Here is a 16540-nt window from a genome sequence, read left to right as displayed (position 1 = left end):
GAGAAATACCATGACTGCTCCCATCCTCGCCATCACCTCCGGCGAACCGGCCGGTATCGGCCCCGACATCTGCCTCGATTTGGCTTTCGCCGACCTTCCTTGTCGCCTCGTTGTTTTGTGCGACAAAAACCTGTTGGTAAACAGGGCCGAACAGCTTGGCAAATCCGTCATTTTGCGCGATTTTCAAGCCCAAGCGGCTGAACCGTTGCCCAAGGGCGAACTCGAAGTCCTGCATATTCCTTTAGATGCCGAGTGTCGGGCGGGCGAACTCAATCCTGCCAATGCCGCGTATGTGCTCCGACTGCTGGATACGGCGTATCAAGGCATTTCAGACGGCCTGTTTGCCGGTATGGTGACCGCGCCGCTGCATAAAGGCATCATCAACGATGCCCACGCAGGCAACGGATTTTTCAGCGGCCATACCGAATACCTCGCCGAAAAAAGCCATACCGAACAAGTCGTCATGATGCTGACTGGCGGCGGCCTGCGTGTGGCGCTGGTGACCACCCATCTGCCGCTTAAAGATATTTCCGCCGCCATCACGAAGCCTTTAATCGAGTCGGTTGTCCGCATTCTTGAACACGACCTACTCCATAAGTTCGGCATAGCCAAGCCTGTCATCCTCGTTACCGGCCTCAACCCCCACGCGGGCGAAGGCGGCCATTTGGGGCACGAAGAAATCGACACCATTATTCCGGCGCTTCATGCCCTGCAGGCCGAAGGCATAGACGCGCGCGGCCCTTATCCGGCCGATACCGTGTTCCAACCCTTCCTGCTCAAAGATGCCGATGCCGTCCTCGCCATGTACCACGACCAAGGGCTGCCGGTGCTCAAATACGCCAGTTTCGGCGAAGGCGTGAATATCACCCTCGGCCTGCCCTTTATCCGCACCTCCGTCGATCATGGCACGGCTTTGAACTTGGCCGGTACGGGCAAAGCCGATTCCGGCAGCCTGATTACCGCCGTCCGCGCTGCGCTTGATATGGCGCACAATATGCAGAAAAAGGCCGTCTGAAATGTGGAGGTTTAATCGTTTGCAGGCGTAATGTGTTCCTGTAACAGCATCATCAGGGATATTTGCCTGTCGGTTTATGAAGCCGATAAATGTTTGGACAATAATCAGCGTTTTATTTTAAAAACGATATAAAAGGCCGTCTGAAGCCCTAATTGGGTTTCAGACGGCCTTTTGGTTTTTTGGTTTACCAAATTTCAGACAAAGTTTCTTTGACTTTGGCCTTCACTTCCGCACCGAAGCGGCGGCTGAGCATTTTGCTGAAATCGTCTTGCGGCGTGTAGTTGACCAGCTCGGGGGCTTTGACAACATCGCGGGCAACGCTGTAAATGCTGCCGAAGTCGTCAATCAGGCCGACTTGTTTGGCTTCTTTGCCGGTGTAAATACGGCCGCTGAAAACATCGGGATACTGTTTGTCTTTCAATCGTGTGCCGCGGCCGAGTTTGACGGCTTTGATAAATTCTTGGTGGATATCGCCCAACATGGTTTCCCAAATTTGGGTTTGTGCCGGTGTTTCAGGCGTGAAAGGGTCGCCCATGCCTTTGTTGCTGCCGGCGGTTTTCAGACGGCGTTTGACACCGGCTTTATCCATCAGGCCGGTAAAGTCGAAACCGCCGCCGATAACGCCGATGCTGCCGACAATGCTGGAAGGGTCGGCGTAAATTTTGTCGGATGCGGCGGCAATGTAGTAGCAGCCGGAAGCACACATGTCTTCGGCAACGAGGTAAACAGGGATGTCTTTGTGTTTGGCTTTGAGGCGGCGGACTTCGTTAAAGGCCGTGTTGGACACGACAGGCGAACCGCCGGGGCTGTTGGCGCGGATGATGATGGCTTTGGCGTTGCCGTTGTTATAGGCGGCTTCCATACTGTCGCGCAGGATTTGGACTTGGTCGTCGATGTCGTTGCCGATTTCGCCGGTCAGGTCGATAACGGCGGTGTGTTCGCTGCGGGCGTGGATGTTCGTGGTTTTTCCTTCTTCTTCTGCAAGGCCGAAGATCAGGCTGAGGAAGATGAGGACGGCGACGCCGCGCCAGATGTTGCGCCAAATGCGGGCGCGGCGCTGTTCTTGGTAGGCGGCGAGGAGGACTTCGCGCAGGGTGTTGCGCTCCCAGTTGTCGACGGGTGTGGAGGCTGAAGATGGTGTGTTTTGGGCATCGCCTTCACGGTGGATTCGGTATTGCATGATGTGATGTGCTTTCTTGTAGGCCGTCTGAATGTTCAGACGGCCTTATCGGTTTTAGTTGATGGAATAGCCGCGCAGGTATTGCGTACGTTCGCGGGTCATGCGGGTTTCACACTGCAGGCGCAGGTATTCTGCTTGCGCAGCGTTGTCTGCGGACGCGGCGGCTTGTTGGCAGTTGAGTTTTTTGCTTTGAATCCAGGCGCGTTGTTCGCCGAGGATTTGTTGTTTGACATCGCTGTCCATTCCGCCCCAAAGGTCGTTGATCTCGCCGTCTGCCTGACGGTTTTGCGCGCGCGCGTTGTCAAGTTCGCTTTGGCTGAGGCCGGGCGGTTCGTTGCGCGGAGTTTCACGGTCAGGGCGCAGGACTTCGTAGTCTGAATTGTCGTCATCATCGGTCAAGCCGACGGCTTGGCTGGCGGCGTTGTTTTCGAGGATGTCTTGCGGATTGACAGTCGGCGGCTCTTCTGTGTTTTGGTTTTGCAGCAGCTTGATGGCCTGCTCTTTGGATACTGGTTTACCGTCTATCATGACGATGCTTTTCACGCCGTAGGGCAGCAGGGTGGCGGAAAGGGTTTGGGCTGTGGTGCTCAGGGTGTTGTCTTCGAGAATCAGTTTGCCGTCTTTGTCGGGGGTATAGAGCAGGGTGGTGCTGAACGTGTTGTTTTCAAAAGTCAGGTTGCTGCCCATCAGTTTTTGTTCGAGCATGTCGGACAACGGGGTGTTGCCATAAATCAGCGGGCTGTTGTCTATGGCCGTTTTGAGGATGGTATCGGGAATGCGGATTTTGAGGTTGGCGCGGCAGATGGCTTTGCCGTTGTCTTCGGTTTCTTTGGGGTCTTCAAGCAGGGTTTCTAATTCGAGGCCGGCGGCGATGATTTTGTCAGCATCGACGAATTGGCGGTTATCATTGCGAGCAAAGGAGCGCGCTTGTTGTTTGAGGGTGTCTTCGATGGTGGTACGGATGTTTTGCAGTGTGGCCGGTTGGGCGCAATCAAGCGCGGCTTTCGGCTCTTCTTTGCTGCATGCGGCAAGAAGAATCGTGCTTAAAATCAATACGGAAGCGGTTTTTTTGTACATGGGTACTCCTGAAGATGACGGCCTTTCAGACGGCCTGACGTGCTTATCATAACAAAAGCACTTGCAGCAAGTAAATGCGGCAAGTGCTTTTCTATGTCAGACGTATCAGCCTTTGATGACGCTGATGAAGCCGGAGAGGATGGCGGCGTTGAGCAAGTCAACGAAGAAGGCGCCGACCATAGGTACAATCAGGAAGGCTTTGTGCGACGGGCCGAAAGTTTGGGTAATGGACTGCATGTTGGCAACGGCGGTCGGGGTGGCACCCAAACCGAAGCCGCAGTGGCCTGCCGCCAATACGGCAGCGTCGTAGTCGCGACCCATGAAGACGTAGGTAACGAACGTAGCGTACAGAATCATCACGACGGTTTGTACGGCCAAGATGATGGTCACAGGGCCTGCCAGACCGGTCAATTCCCACAGTTTCAGGTTCAGAAGAGCCATGGCAAGGAAGAGCGACAGGGAGGCGTTACCGAATACGTCGATGGCGCGGTCGAACATATTGACTTTGAAGGTTGCAGTCAGGACGTTGCGGATGACCACACCTGCAAACAGACACCATACGAATTTAGGCAGGTCGAAGAAGGCTTTGTCGTAGCCGTCGACGATTTCGGCAAAAGCCAAACATGCGGCAAACATAGCCAGGGTTTCGACAGCGGAGTCAGCCGTAATCAGGCGTGTACGTTGTGCTTTTTCGAAGATGTCGTCGGCAACATCGTTGTCGTCGGATTTGGCAGTTTTGACGACAGGTTTACGACCCATTTTGTTGATCAGACGGCGTGCAACAGGACCGCCGATCAAACCGCCGAATACCAGGCCGAATGTTGCAGAAGCCATACCCAAGCCGGTTGCGCCGGTCAGGCCGAATTTGCTTTCAAAGTCAGGACCCCATGCGCCGGCTGTACCGTGACCACCGGTCAGGGTAATCGAACCGGTAATCAGGCCGATCAGCGGATCCAGACCCAATGCGCTTGCCAAGCCGACACCGACGAAGTTTTGGATGATGATGAATGCACCCACCACGGCGGTAAAGATAACCAAAGGCAGGCCGCCCGCTTTCAAACGGGAGAAGTCCGCGCTCAAACCGATGGATGTAAAGAAGATGAGCATGAACGCATCTTGCAGCGGTTTCTCAAATTTGAAGCTGACGCCGTAGGCTTCGTGCAGGGCGAACAGGACGATAGCGGCAACCAAACCGCCGGCGACCGGCTCGGGAATATTGAAGTCTCGTAAGAATTTGATTTTTTGAACCAGAAATTTACCAACCAGCAACACGAGTGTGGCGGCAATCAGTGTGTAATAACTGTTGAATTCCCATTCCATGTTGTTTCACCTCCTAGAAATGTTTTTCCGAACATCCGTTTTTATTCCGGATGTAGTGTGTTTCAACGCTTGGCGTTATCCGCCGGGCGCCATGGTATTGATGCGCGGGCAAGGTGTTTTCAGAAAGAAATGAAAACAATGACGTGTCCGTGAAAAATAACTGGCAAATATTAGGGGAATAGTTAAAGATTGTCAAAAAATGCGAGTGTAAATATTTTCAGACGGCCTTTTGCCCGATGGCATGGTGCGCTTCGCGGCGCCATTGTTCTAATAGAGATGTTAATGATTCGGCCGAAGTGTGGCCGTTGCTGATGGCGGCTTGCAGCCAGTAGCAGGCGGTTGGAACATGACAGCCGATACCTTGCCCGTGATAGTAAAAACAGGCGAGGTGGTATTGGGCGGAAGGGTGGTTTTGTTCGGCAGCGATGGCGTACCAGTGTGCAGCCGCCCAAGGGTCTGGCGCCGTACCGAGGCCGTAATGGTAGATGCGGCCTAAGGCTGCCGCCGCGTTTTTATGGTGGAACTCGGCAGCTTCCATGTAATTTTTGCGCGCGGCATTATAGTCGGCGGGACGGCCGATGGCATTGGCTTGTGCTTCCGCCAAACGGTATGTGGTTTCGGTTTGTTGTTGTTGCAGGGCGGTAGTTTTGATTTGTTCGTATTGTTGCGGATGGTACAGCGCGGCGTCGCTGATGAGTTTTTGTGCTGCGGCGGCAGAACCCAGTGCGGCTGCACAGTGGTAGTAATCATGCGCGATATGGTTGTCGGCTTTGATACCGAGGCCGTAGCGGTAGAGGTCGCCCATGATTTTCAGCGCTTCGGGATGGTTTTTCTCGGCAGCGGCTTTGGCATATCGTGCCGCTTGGAACGGATCGCGTTCGGAGAGTTCGCCGGTCAGGGCGTATTGGGCCAGCTTGGCCTGTGCTTCCGCTTGCTCCTTATCGGCGGCACGACGATACCATTTTAAGGCTTCGGGTTTGCGTTGGGCGGCAAGAAGGTCGGCCAGTAGGGTTTGTGCGGCGATGTGGCCGGCTTGCGCGGCTTGTTCGAGATAATGTTCGGCTTGTCCGTGGTTGGGGCTGACACCTGTACCGTAGAAGTAGATTTGACCGAGTTGCCAGCAGGCAGCAGTTACGCCGAGCGCGGCCGCTTTTTCGTATTGTTCAATGGCTGTTTCAATGTCGCCTTGTCGTTGATGATGGCGTGCCAGATGGTAATATGCAGGCGCGGCATATCGGGCAGCGGCAAGCTCTGCCCAGTAGAGCGATTGTGGATCGTTGCGCTGCGCGTGGTAACGCATGAGGATTAATTGGGCTTCGGGGTGACCTTGCTCACCCAGCCAGGCGTATTCGTTAAGAAGCTGTCCGGTCGGGGTACCGTTGTGTTCGCGTTGTTGCAGTAGGATAAAGAGTGCCTTGGGATGGCGTTGGGCCGCGGCGGCTTCCAACCATGGAAGTGCCTGCTCCGGATGACCGTTTTGCAGCAGATGGTCGCCCAATACAAAAGCAGCTTCCGTATATCCCTGCTCTGCGGCCTGTTGCAGCAGGGGCAGGGCTTGGGCGGTATTGGATTGTTCCAAAAGGGCGGCGGCTTGCCGGTAGAGGATATCGGGAGCGGCGGTCATGGTTTGCGGGCGGATATAAAGTGGAAGACGGATGCTGCGGCATATGGGCGGCGATACCGGTTGAGGGCTTTGTAAAAATATTGCTCGGCATAGTTTTGTAGAGTGTATTGCCTTGCTGGCTTATCTTTAGGATGCTTGGCTTGTTATATTGTTTTGCCTGGGGGTACATCCATATTTTGTGCGTTACAAAGGGCTCAGGTTGAGTCGGTATGCGCTCATGACAGCTCGGTCATTATACTGTTTTTGTAATTTATTGTTAATGATAAATGCAGGGTTTTGTGTTTTATTTACATGGCAGTAGCTAAGATATTGACTGCTTCAGGCCGTCTGAAATGTTTTCAGACGGCCTGAACTTTCCTTCGCTAAGTCAGATTGCTGGTGTGGAAGAGTCGGAAGAGTTTTTGTTGAGGAAAAAGACCTGACTGTAGAAGTTGCCATTAATTTGGGTTACGTTGAGGTGGTACATACGGTAGGCATGAAACAGCTCTTTGTCAGGCGGTGTCGGATTATTTCAAAATTCTGCCAAGGTATTTTGGTCAGTAATGCCGGGAATATCATAATAGGCACGACCAAGAACCTTAACTGGCATATTGAGACCTTTGCAAAATTCCCCAAAATCCCCTAAATGTCTTGGTGGGAATTTAGGGGATTTTGGGGAATTTTGCAAAGGTCTCCCGTTATGTGGTCGAACAAAGCTTCGGTACGCTGCACCGTAAATTCCGCTATGCCCGGGCAGCCTATTTTGGTCTGCTCAAAGTGAGTGCGCAAAGCCATCTGAAGGCGATGTGTTTGAACCTGTTGAAAGCGGCTAACAGGCTAAGTGTGCCTGTTGCTGCCTAAAAGGCGGCTCGGATGCCTGATTATCAGGTATCCGGGGAGAAAAAAGGGAAATTGGGAACAAAAAACAGCCGGAAGCTTGGGTTTGGGCTTCGGCTGTTGGGTGGAGGGGGATTTTTGCAAAGGTCTCTTGGCGCAATTTCCCGTCCCGCGCCCGGCGTTTGAAACGGTTCCGTATATCGGGCTTCTTGCGAAAATCCAAACTGGGGTTGAAAGCAAAAAGCCCGGCGGAAACCCAAACCGGCCGCAAGAGGCGGGCGGGTCGGCTGAAACATTTGGATTCCGGCAACCCGGGCATCCTTACCCTGCCTGCGCGGCGGCAAACCGCGGCCTGCCCTTCCGGCATTTCCCGTTTTGCAGGAAGTCTGTTGCCCGCACGGCTGCCCCCGCCTGTTTTGCGGGCGCAAACCCGAAACCGGGCGGGCGGCCTCGGCCGGCGTTCAAGATACGCGCTTAGAATAAATGTTTAGCAACAATAAGTTGCCGCGCATATAATTTTTCCTTCTATCTAATGGCGAAATCAGTCTTTCCGTTCCCCCCGCCGCTTCGCCTATGATAGGCGCACGGTTTTAGAGTGAGAACGGAAATGGACTACTTCCCCCTGTTTGCCGATTTGAAAGGCCGCCCCGTGCTGGTGGTGGGCGCGGGTCATGTGGCTTTGCGCAAAATCCGCCTGCTGCTGCGCTGCGGCGCGCTTGTCCGCATTGCGGCGGGCAGGCTGCATCCGAAAGTGGCCGCGCTGCACGGCGCGGGCAGGGTGGAGTGGGCGGCACGCGCGTTCTCGCCCGAACTGCTCGACACGGCCTTCCTCGCCGTGGCCGCCACCGACGATTCCGATTTGAACGAGCGGGTGTTCCAAGCCGCGCAGAGCCGCCGCCTGCTGGTGAACACGGTGGACGACCCCGCCCGCTGCAACTTCATCTTCCCCTCGATTATCGACCGCAACCCCATCCAAATCGCCATTTCCAGCGGCGGCAAGGCACCGGTGCTGGCGCGGCTGCTGCGCGAGAGGCTGGAAGCCCTGCTGCCGCAGGGTTTAGGCGTGATGGCGCAGATTGCCGGACAATGGCGCGGCCGCGTGAAGGCGCGGCTCGGTAGTACGACGCAGCGCCGCCGCTTCTGGGAAAGGCTGTTTGCTTCCGCCGCCTTCCGGCGTTTGGCGGAAAGCCGCCGCAGCCGCGAGGCCGGGCAGCTGGTGTGGCGGCATTTGGCCGGGGAGCAGCCGCAAAGCGGCGAAGTGGCGCTGGTGGGTGCGGGGCCGGGCGATGCCGGGCTGATCACGCTCAAAGGCCTGCAGCGCATTCAGGAAGCCGACGTGGTGCTGTACGACGCGCTGGTGTCGGATGCGGTATTGGATTTGGTGCGGCGCGATGCCGACAAAATCTGCGTGGGCAAGCGCGCCGGCGGCGGCAGCGTGCCGCAGGAGGAAACCAACCGCCTGCTGGTGCGCCATGCCCGCGCGGGCAAACGCGTGGTGCGGCTCAAAGGCGGCGACCCGTTCGTGTTCGGGCGCGGCGGCGAGGAATTGGAAGCCTTGCGCGAAGCGGGCATTCCGTTTGAAGTGGTGCCCGGCATCACCGCCGCACTGGGCGCCGCCGCCTACGCCGGCATCCCGCTCACCCACCGCGACCACGCGCACGGCGCGATGTTCATCACCGGCCACCGCAAAATCGACGCCGAAGCGCCCGACTGGCCTGCTCTGGCACAGAACCGGCAGACGCTGGTGGTGTATATGGGCACGATTAAGGCCGCCGAACTGTCGCGCGAGCTGATTGCGCACGGCCGCGCCGCCTCCACGCCCGCCGCCGTCATCAGCTGCGGCACGCTGCCGCATCAGCAGGTGTTTTCCGGCAGCCTGGCCGAACTGCCCGAATTGGCCGCGCAAGCCGCCCAGCCCGCCCTGCTGGTGATCGGCGAAACCGTGGCGCTGCGGCAGGATTTGGCCTGGTTCGGCGCCCAGCCCGGCCGGCAGGACGAACAGGGCGGCCGGTATGTGCAGCAGCCCGCCGCAGCGGCCGGACAGGCGGCGTGAGGGGGAGTACCGTGAATATTCAAGAAATCCCGGTTGTCCGCGAAGAAACCGCTTCCGCCGTATCCTTCCGCCCCAAGCTGTGGCAGATTCCCCGCCCCATTTCCGCCGTGTACCAAAGGCTACCTGAAAAAACCGCCGCGCTGCGCCGCCGCCTATTGGAAATCTACCGCCGCCACAGCCGCGTGAAGCTGGCCAGCAGTTTGGCGGTGGAAGACATGCTGATTACCGACCTGCTGGCGCAGCAAGGCCTGCGCGTGGAAGTGTTCATGCTGCAAACCGGCCGCCTCAACGCCGAAACCCTTGATTTGGCCGACGAAGTGCGCCGCCGCTACCCCGCACTCGACTTCTGCCTCTACTACCCCGAAGAAAAAGCGGTGGAAGAATACGTGCAAACCCACGGCCTGAACGCCTTCTACGACAGCGTGGAGTTGCGCAAGCGCTGCTGCCACATCCGCAAAGTCGAGCCGCTCAACCGCGCCCTGGCCGATGCCGACGCCTGGCTCACCGGCCAGCGCCGCGGGCAGTCGGTCACCCGCAGCGAACTCGCCCTGGCCGAATACGACAACGCGCGCGGCATCGCCAAATACAACCCGATTTTCGACTGGAGCGAACAGGAAGTGTGGGCCTACACCCTGCAGCAGCGCCTGCCCTTCAACGAACTCTACCGCCAAGGCTACCCCAGCATCGGCTGCGAACCCTGCACCATGCCCGTGAAGGAAGGCGAAGACATCCGCTCCGGCCGCTGGTGGTGGGAAAGCCGCGACAGCAAAGAATGCGGCCTGCACAAATAGCCGCCGCAACCCAAAAGGCTACCTGAAAAAACGTAAGGGACTCTTCAGCCCGCCGCAAGCCCGATATTTTCAGGTAGCCCCAGCCCGCCACGGGCTACCTGAAACCGCAACCCGAACAACCAACCCGACACAGAAAGCCCGCCATGAGCGCCACCCTGCAAAACGACCACCTCGACTGGCTCGAAGCCGAATCCGTCCACATCATCCGCGAAGTGCTGGCCGAATGCCGCAACCCCGCCATCCTGTTTTCCGGCGGCAAAGACTCCGTCGTCCTGCTTGCCCTCGCCCGCAAAGCCTTCGCCGTGCCCGGGCGGAGCATCCCGCTGCCCTTCCCGCTGGTGCACATCGACACCGGCCACAACTACCCCGAAGTCATCGCCTTCCGCGACCAAACCGCCCGGGAATCCGGCGCGCGGCTCATCGTCGGCAGCGTGGAAGACTCCATCGCCAAAGGCACGGTGGTGCTGCGGCGCGAAACCGACTCCCGCAACGCCGCCCAGGCCGTCACCCTGCTCGAAACCATCGAAGAGCACGGCTTCGGCGCACTGATGGGCGGCGCGCGGCGCGACGAAGAAAAAGCCCGCGCCAAAGAGCGCATCTTCTCCTTCCGCGACGAATTCGGCCAATGGAACCCCAAAGACCAGCGCCCCGAACTCTGGTCACTCTACAACACCCGCCTGCACCCCGGCGAAAATCTGCGCGTGTTCCCCATATCCAACTGGACCGAACTTGACATCTGGCAATACATCGAACGCGAAAAGCTCGCCCTGCCGCCGATCTACTACGCCCACTGCCGCCAAGTGGTGCGCCGCAACGGCCTCTTAGTGCCCGTAACCGAACTCACCCCGCCGCGCGAAGGCGAACAGACAGAAGAGCTGTCCGTGCGCTTCCGCACCGTGGGCGACATCTCCTGCACCTGCCCCGTGGCCAGCAGCGCCGCCACCCCCGCCGAAATCATCGCCGAAACCGCCCTGGCCGACATCTCCGAACGCAGCGCCACCCGCATGGACGACCAAGTGAGCGAAGCTGCCATGGAGCAGCGCAAGAAACAAGGCTATTTCTAGCCCGAAGGCTACCTGAAAAAGCCCCGCACCGTTTTTCAGGTAGCCTAAAAAGCCGCAAGGCAGGCTACAGGCGCAAGCAGACACAACGCCAAAGCGGATTTGGAACGCGAACGCCCGCACCCGCAAAACGGCAGCGGCGGCCTGAAAGCACTTTGCCCGCCTCATGCAGACGGAGGCAGCCGCACCCGAAACAGCGCAGACCCGCCGCCCAGGCCGTCTGAAACCCCAACAACCCACCCAAAGAAAGCCCGACATCATGACCAGCCCCCACCGCCAAGCCCCCCTGCGCTTCATCACCGCCGGCAGCGTGGACGATGGCAAATCCACCCTCATCGGCCGCCTGCTCTACGACAGCAAAGCCCTGCTCGGCGACCAGGTACGCCGCCTCGAAAGCAGCCGCAGCCAAGGCGCGATCGATTTCTCCGCCCTCACCGACGGCCTCGAAGCCGAACGCGAACAAGGCATCACCATCGACGTGGCCTACCGTTACTTCGCCACCGCCCGCCGCAAATTTATCATCGCCGACACCCCCGGCCACGAACAATACACCCGCAACATGGTAACCGGCGCCTCCACCGCCCACGCCGCCGTATTGCTCATAGACGCCGCCCAGCTCGATTTTTCCCAACAGCCGCTGCAACTGCTGCCGCAAACCAAACGCCACTCCGCCATCCTGCGCCACCTGCGCTGCCCGCACATCATCGTGGCCGTCAACAAAATGGACTTGCTCGGCTTCAGCCAAGAAAAATTCAACGCCGTCGCCGCCGCCTACCGCGAACTGGCCGACACCCTCGGCCTGCCTGAAACCCGCTTCATCCCCATCTCCGCCCTCAATGGCGACAACATCGTGCACGAAAGCGCCCACACCCCGTGGTACCAAGGCGGCTCGCTGCTGCAAGTGCTGGAGAGCCTGCCCGCAGGCGAAGGTGTGCCCGAAGCGCCGCAAGACTTCCATTTCCCCGTACAGCTCGTACAGCGCGCCGACGGCAGCAAACAGGACGACTTCCGCGGCTACCAAGGCCGCCTCGAAGCCGGCAGCGTGCGCGTGGGCGACAAAGTCCGCGTCGAACCTGCCGGGCTCGAAAGCAGCGTGCGCGGCATCATCGGCCTCAAAGGCAGCGTGGAGCAGGCAACCGCAGGCGAACCCGCCACCCTCCTCCTCGCCGACGACATCGACATCTCGCGCGGCGACACCATCCTTTCCGCCGCCAGCCAGCTTGCGCCGCAGCGCCGCCTTGCCGCCACCCTGTGCTGGTTCGACAGCCGCCCGCTCAACCCCGCCCGCAAATACCTGCTCAAACACACCACCCGCACCGTGCCCGCCAAAATCGCCGCCGTACGCCGCGTGTGGGACGTGCACACCCTCAGCCACTCCGCCGGGCGCAACACGCTGGAAATGAACGACCTGGGCGAAGTCGAGCTTACGCTGGCGCAACCCGTCGTCTGCACCCTCTACGCCGCCAACCCCGCCACCGGTGCCTTCATCCTGATAGACGAAGCCACCAACCACACCGCCGCCGCCGGCATGATACTGGCCGACGCAGAAGCGGTAGGCGAAACGCAGCAGGCAGAACAGGCTACCTGAAAACCCGACGGCCAACTTTCAGGTAACCCGCAGATCGGGCATAAATGCCGAACAGAACAAACAAAGGCCGTCTGAAACCGCCGCCTTTTCCCGTGAGAGAAGGCTACCTGAAACACAATCCGGCAGCCTACCACCCGCCGTACAACCGGAGCGCGGACACCCCCGTTCGCCGTACGCAAGACGGGCTACCTGAAAACCCGACGGCTAAATTTCAGGTAGCCCCAGCAAGAGTAGCAAGAGCAAGAGTAGGTCGGGTTAGGCTGCAAGCCGTAACCCAACAATCCGCCCCTTAATTTTCAGGTAGCCCCAGCCCATAACAAACCATCCCAAGGAACCCGCCATGAACCCGCTTCCCCCCGAACTCGCCGCCCAAATCGCCGCGCTCAACCCCCTGCAGCTGGCCTGGCTCTCCGGCTACTGCTGGTCGCAGGCCGGCGGGCAGGCCGTGCAGCCCGGCATCGGTGCGCCTGCCGCCGCAGCCCCCGCGCCCGCCGCCGAACCCCTGCGCGTGGCCGTGATTTCCGCCTCGCAAACCGGCAACGCCCGCAAAGTGGCCGCAGAGCTGCAGCAAAGGCTCGCCGCCGCCGGCGTGAACGCCGTCCATGCCGCCGCCGCCGACTACAAGCCCAAAAACATCGCCGGCGAACAACTCGTGCTGCTCGTTACCTCCACCCAGGGCGAAGGCGAACCGCCCGAAGAAGCACTCAGCCTCTACAAACTGCTCAGCAGCAAAAAAGCCCCCAAACTTTCCGACCTCAAATTTGCCGTGCTCGGGCTGGGCGACTCCAGCTACCCCATGTTCTGCGGCGCGGGCAAAAGTTTCGACGAACTGTTAGCCAAACTCGGCGGCGAACGCCTGCTGGAGCGGCAGGATTGCGACTTGGAATACCAGGCCGAAGCCGCCGCCTGGCTGGAAAAAATCGTGCCGCTGGTGGGCAGCCTGGCCGCCGCGCCCGCCGCCGCAACTGGTACGGGCAACGCTTCCGGCAGCCCCGCCCCCGCCGCGCCCGCATCCGCCTACAACAAAGCCAACCCCTTCCCCGCCACCCTGCTCGCCCGCCAGAAAATCACCGGCCGCGATTCGGAAAAAGACGTGCGCCACATCGAAATCGACCTCTCCGGCTCCGGCCTGCAATACCGCGCGGGCGATGCGCTGGGCGTATGGTTTGAAAACGACCCCGCCGTCGTGGACGAAATCCTCGCCGCCGTCTCGCTCAAGGGCGACGAGCCGGTGAACGCGGGCGGGCAGGGTAAAACCGTGCGCGAAGCCCTACTGCACGACTGGGAAATCGGCCTGAACACCCCGCAGTTCGTGCAGGGCTACGCCGAAATCTCCGGCAATCCCGAGTTGAAGGAAGCCGCCGCCGACGCGTCCGCCTACGCCGCCGCCAACCCGATTGCCGGCATCGTGTCGCAATACCCCGCCGCGCTCACCGCCGAACAGCTCGCCGGCCTGCTGCGCCCGCTCGCCCCGCGCCTCTACTCCATCTCCTCCGCGCCCGAAGAAGTGGGCGAGGAAGTGCACCTCACCGTGGGCGTGCTGCGCTACGAACACAACGGCATCCCACGCACCGGCGCCGCCTCCGGCTTTCTGGGCGGGCGGCTGGAAGAAGAAGGCAGCGTGCGCGTGTTCGTGGAAGAAAACCCCCGCTTCAGGCTACCTGAAAACCCCGACACGCCCGTGATCATGATCGGCGCGGGCACCGGCGTCGCCCCCTTCCGCGCCTTCATGCAGCAGCGCGCCGCCAACGGCGACAGTGGCAAAAACTGGCTGATTTTCGGCAACCAGCACTTCACCCAAGACTTCCTCTATCAAACCGAATGGCAGGGCTGGGCGAAAGACGGCCTGCTCAACAAATACGACTTCGCCTGGTCGCGCGATCAGGAAGAGAAAATCTACGTGCAGCACAAAATCCGCGAAGAAGCCGCCGAACTGTGGCAATGGCTGCAGCAGGGCGCGCACATCTACGTGTGCGGCGACGCCTCGCGCATGGCCAAAGACGTAGAGCAGGCCCTGCTCGACACCATCGCCGAACAAGGCGGCCTGAGCGCCGACGACGCAGACGAATACCTCGACAACCTGCGCCAGGAAGGCCGCTACCAGCGCGACGTATATTGAAAACAGCGGCTGTTTTTCAGGTAGCCCCGCCAGGCAAAAAAAGGCTACCTGAAAATGGAAAACCGCCTTTCAGACAGCCCCAAAACAACCCAAACCCAAAGGAACCCAACCATGACCACCCCCGACCCCCGCGCCAAACTCCCCGCCACCCCCCTGGCCGACAACGAACGCCTCAAAGGCCAGAGCCGCCACCTGCGCGGCACCATCGCCCAAGACCTCGGCGACGGCCTCACCGGCGGCTTCAACGGCGACAACTTCCAGCTCATCCGCTTCCACGGCATGTACGAGCAGGACAACCGCGACATCCGCGCCGAGCGGAACGACCAAAAGCTCGACAATCTCAAAAACGTCATGCTGCGCTGCCGCCTGCCCGGCGGCGTGATCACCCCGCAGCAGTGGCTGGGCATCGACCAATTCGCCGGCAGCCACACCCTCTACGGCTCCATCCGCCTCACCAACCGCCAAACCTTCCAATACCACGGTATCCTCAAGCCCGACATCAAAGCCGTGCACCAATGGCTGCACAAACTCGGCCTCGACTCCATCGCCACCGCAGGCGACGTGAACCGCAACGTCCTGTGCACCAGCAACCCCGTGGAAAGCAGCCTGCACCGCGAAGCCTGGGAATGGGCGAAGAAAATCAGCGAACACCTCCTACCCAAATCCCGCGCCTACGCCGAAATCTGGCTCGACGGCGAAAAAGTGGAAACCACCGAAACCGCCCCCCTGTCCGAAGGCGTGAAAAGCGGCGACGACACCGAACCCGTACTCGGCGCCAGCTACCTGCCGCGCAAATTCAAAACCACCGTCGTCATCCCCCCGCACAACGACGTAGACCTGCACGCCAACGACTTAAACTTCGTCGCCATTGAAGAAAACGGCAAACTCGCCGGCTTCAACGTACTCGTGGGCGGCGGCCTCTCCATGGAGCACGGCAACACCAAAACCTACCCCGACACCGCCCGCGAATTCGGCTTCATCGGGCTCGACAAAGTGCTCGACTGCGCCGCCGCCGTCGTTTCCGTGCAGCGCGACTGGGGCAACAGGAGCGACCGCAAAGCCGCCAAAACCCGCTACACCCTCGAGCGCGTGGGCACGGAAGTATTCATCGCCGAAGTGGAAAACCGCATGGGCGCGAAATTCCAGCCCATCCGCCCCTACGAATTTACCACGCGCGGCGACCGCATCGGCTGGGTGCAGGGCGAAGACAAAAAATGGCACCTCACCCTCTTCATCGAAAACGGCCGCATCACCGACGCGCCCGGCCGCCCCCTCAAAACCGGCCTGCGCGAAATCGCCAAAATCCACAAAGGCGACTTCCGCCTCACCGCCAACCAAAACCTCATCGTGGCCGGCGTGGCCGCCCGCGACAAGGCCAAAATCGAAAAAATCGCCCGCGAACACGGTCTCATCAACGACAAAGTGAGCAAACAGCGCGAAAACAGCATGGCCTGCGTCGCCCTGCCCACCTGCCCGCTGGCCATGGCCGAAGCCGAACGCTTCCTGCCCCAATTCCTCGACCATGTGGACGAAATCATGGCAGAAAACGGCCTGTCCGAAGAGCACATCGTTTTGCGCGCCAACGGCTGCCCCAACGGCTGCGGCCGCACCATGCTCTCCGAAATCGGCCTCGTGGGCAAAGCCGTGGGTCGCTACAACCTCTACGCCGGCGGCAACCGCCAAGGCACGCGTATCCCCCGCCTCTACAAAGAAAATATCACCGAACCCGAAATCCTCGCCATCCTGCGCGAATGGATCGCCGGCTGGGCAACAGGCCGCGAACCGGGCGAAGGCTTCGGCGACTACGCCGTGCGCACCGGCATCGTCCAACCCGTGCTCGACCCCCCGCGCGATTTTTGGAAAGCATCTGCCGCCTGATTCGGCAAGAAAAAGGCT

12 protein-coding genes and 2 pseudogenes are annotated in these 16540 nt (G+C 59.7%); 9 read left to right on the top strand and 5 right to left on the bottom strand.

The features are described 5' to 3' along the window. Positions 1–10 precede the first annotated feature (10 nt). Positions 11–1015, top strand: a complete 1005-nt coding sequence (gene pdxA, locus ACTHTA_RS10185) for a 4-hydroxythreonine-4-phosphate dehydrogenase PdxA (protein ID WP_313971193.1) — start codon at positions 11–13, stop codon at positions 1013–1015. Between the two features lie 184 nt (positions 1016–1199). Here the strand turns inward: pdxA and ACTHTA_RS10180 are convergent, their stop codons facing one another. From ACTHTA_RS10180 to ACTHTA_RS10160, 5 genes and pseudogenes are all read right to left on the bottom strand, one after another. After that, positions 1200–2195, bottom strand: a complete 996-nt coding sequence (locus ACTHTA_RS10180; protein WP_440364345.1) for a S49 family peptidase — start codon at positions 2193–2195, stop codon at positions 1200–1202. Positions 2196–2249: 54 nt separating this feature from the next. Continuing rightward, entirely contained in the window at positions 2250–3272 is a 1023-nt protein-coding gene (locus ACTHTA_RS10175) for a lysozyme inhibitor LprI family protein (protein ID WP_440364346.1), read from the bottom strand. Positions 3273–3377: 105 nt separating this feature from the next. Then, a complete protein-coding gene (gltS, locus tag ACTHTA_RS10170; RefSeq protein ID WP_308888358.1) occupies positions 3378–4592 on the bottom strand; it encodes a sodium/glutamate symporter in 1215 nt (404 codons plus the stop codon). A 217-nt stretch (positions 4593–4809) separates the two neighbouring features. Continuing rightward, positions 4810–6216, bottom strand: a complete 1407-nt coding sequence (locus tag ACTHTA_RS10165; protein WP_308888357.1) for an SEL1-like repeat protein — start codon at positions 6214–6216, stop codon at positions 4810–4812. 367 nt (positions 6217–6583) lie between these two features. After that, positions 6584–6808, bottom strand: a pseudogene (locus ACTHTA_RS10160) (capsular polysaccharide export protein, LipB/KpsS family); the annotation flags it as partial. A gap of 80 nt (positions 6809–6888) precedes the next feature. Between ACTHTA_RS10160 and ACTHTA_RS10155 the strand changes: the two are divergent. The 8 genes and pseudogenes from ACTHTA_RS10155 to cysI form a co-directional block, all read left to right on the top strand. Then, positions 6889–7056: pseudogene (locus tag ACTHTA_RS10155) on the top strand (transposase); the annotation flags it as partial. Between the two features lie 583 nt (positions 7057–7639). Then, the gene (gene cysG / locus ACTHTA_RS10150; RefSeq protein WP_440364347.1) at positions 7640–9085 is read left to right on the top strand and encodes a siroheme synthase CysG; all 1446 of its coding nucleotides are present in this window, start codon (positions 7640–7642) and stop codon (positions 9083–9085) included. Between the two features lie 11 nt (positions 9086–9096). Further along, positions 9097–9876, top strand: coding sequence for a phosphoadenylyl-sulfate reductase (locus ACTHTA_RS10145; protein WP_308888508.1), 780 nt, complete (start codon positions 9097–9099; stop codon positions 9874–9876). 98 nt (positions 9877–9974) lie between these two features. Beyond that, positions 9975–10940, top strand: coding sequence for a sulfate adenylyltransferase subunit CysD (gene cysD / locus ACTHTA_RS10140; protein WP_308888511.1), 966 nt, complete (start codon positions 9975–9977; stop codon positions 10938–10940). Positions 10941–11196: 256 nt separating this feature from the next. Then, complete coding sequence (locus ACTHTA_RS10135) at positions 11197–12525, top strand: sulfate adenylyltransferase subunit 1 (protein WP_308888510.1); 1329 nt, start codon at positions 11197–11199, stop codon at positions 12523–12525. 44 nt (positions 12526–12569) lie between these two features. Next, positions 12570–12818: a hypothetical protein gene (locus ACTHTA_RS10130; RefSeq protein ID WP_137041443.1), complete on the top strand. Its 249-nt coding sequence runs from the start codon at positions 12570–12572 to the stop codon at positions 12816–12818. 20 nt (positions 12819–12838) lie between these two features. Beyond that, complete coding sequence (locus ACTHTA_RS10125; protein ID WP_440376372.1) at positions 12839–14644, top strand: assimilatory sulfite reductase (NADPH) flavoprotein subunit; 1806 nt, start codon at positions 12839–12841, stop codon at positions 14642–14644. Between the two features lie 111 nt (positions 14645–14755). Next, entirely contained in the window at positions 14756–16522 is a 1767-nt protein-coding gene (gene cysI, locus ACTHTA_RS10120; protein ID WP_308187478.1) for an assimilatory sulfite reductase (NADPH) hemoprotein subunit, read from the top strand. Positions 16523–16540 lie beyond the last annotated feature (18 nt).

Origin of the sequence: Neisseria sp. P0013.S005 (assembly GCF_051958425.1) — a bacterium.
In the GTDB taxonomy this organism is placed as follows: domain Bacteria; phylum Pseudomonadota; class Gammaproteobacteria; order Burkholderiales; family Neisseriaceae; genus Neisseria; species Neisseria subflava.
This window is presented reverse-complemented; position numbering and strand designations above follow the sequence as displayed.

Coding starts and splice junctions, on each gene's coding strand:
- pdxA (WP_313971193.1), top strand. CDS start 11: ATGACTGCTCCCATCCTCGCCATCACCTCCGGCGAACCGGCCGGTATC.
- ACTHTA_RS10180 (WP_440364345.1), bottom strand. CDS start 2,195: ATGCAATACCGAATCCACCGTGAAGGCGATGCCCAAAACACACCATCT.
- ACTHTA_RS10175 (WP_440364346.1), bottom strand. CDS start 3,272: ATGTACAAAAAAACCGCTTCCGTATTGATTTTAAGCACGATTCTTCTT.
- gltS (WP_308888358.1), bottom strand. CDS start 4,592: ATGGAATGGGAATTCAACAGTTATTACACACTGATTGCCGCCACACTC.
- ACTHTA_RS10165 (WP_308888357.1), bottom strand. CDS start 6,216: ATGACCGCCGCTCCCGATATCCTCTACCGGCAAGCCGCCGCCCTTTTG.
- cysG (WP_440364347.1), top strand. CDS start 7,640: ATGGACTACTTCCCCCTGTTTGCCGATTTGAAAGGCCGCCCCGTGCTG.
- ACTHTA_RS10135 (WP_308888510.1), top strand. CDS start 11,197: ATGACCAGCCCCCACCGCCAAGCCCCCCTGCGCTTCATCACCGCCGGC.
- ACTHTA_RS10130 (WP_137041443.1), top strand. CDS start 12,570: ATGCCGAACAGAACAAACAAAGGCCGTCTGAAACCGCCGCCTTTTCCC.
- cysI (WP_308187478.1), top strand. CDS start 14,756: ATGACCACCCCCGACCCCCGCGCCAAACTCCCCGCCACCCCCCTGGCC.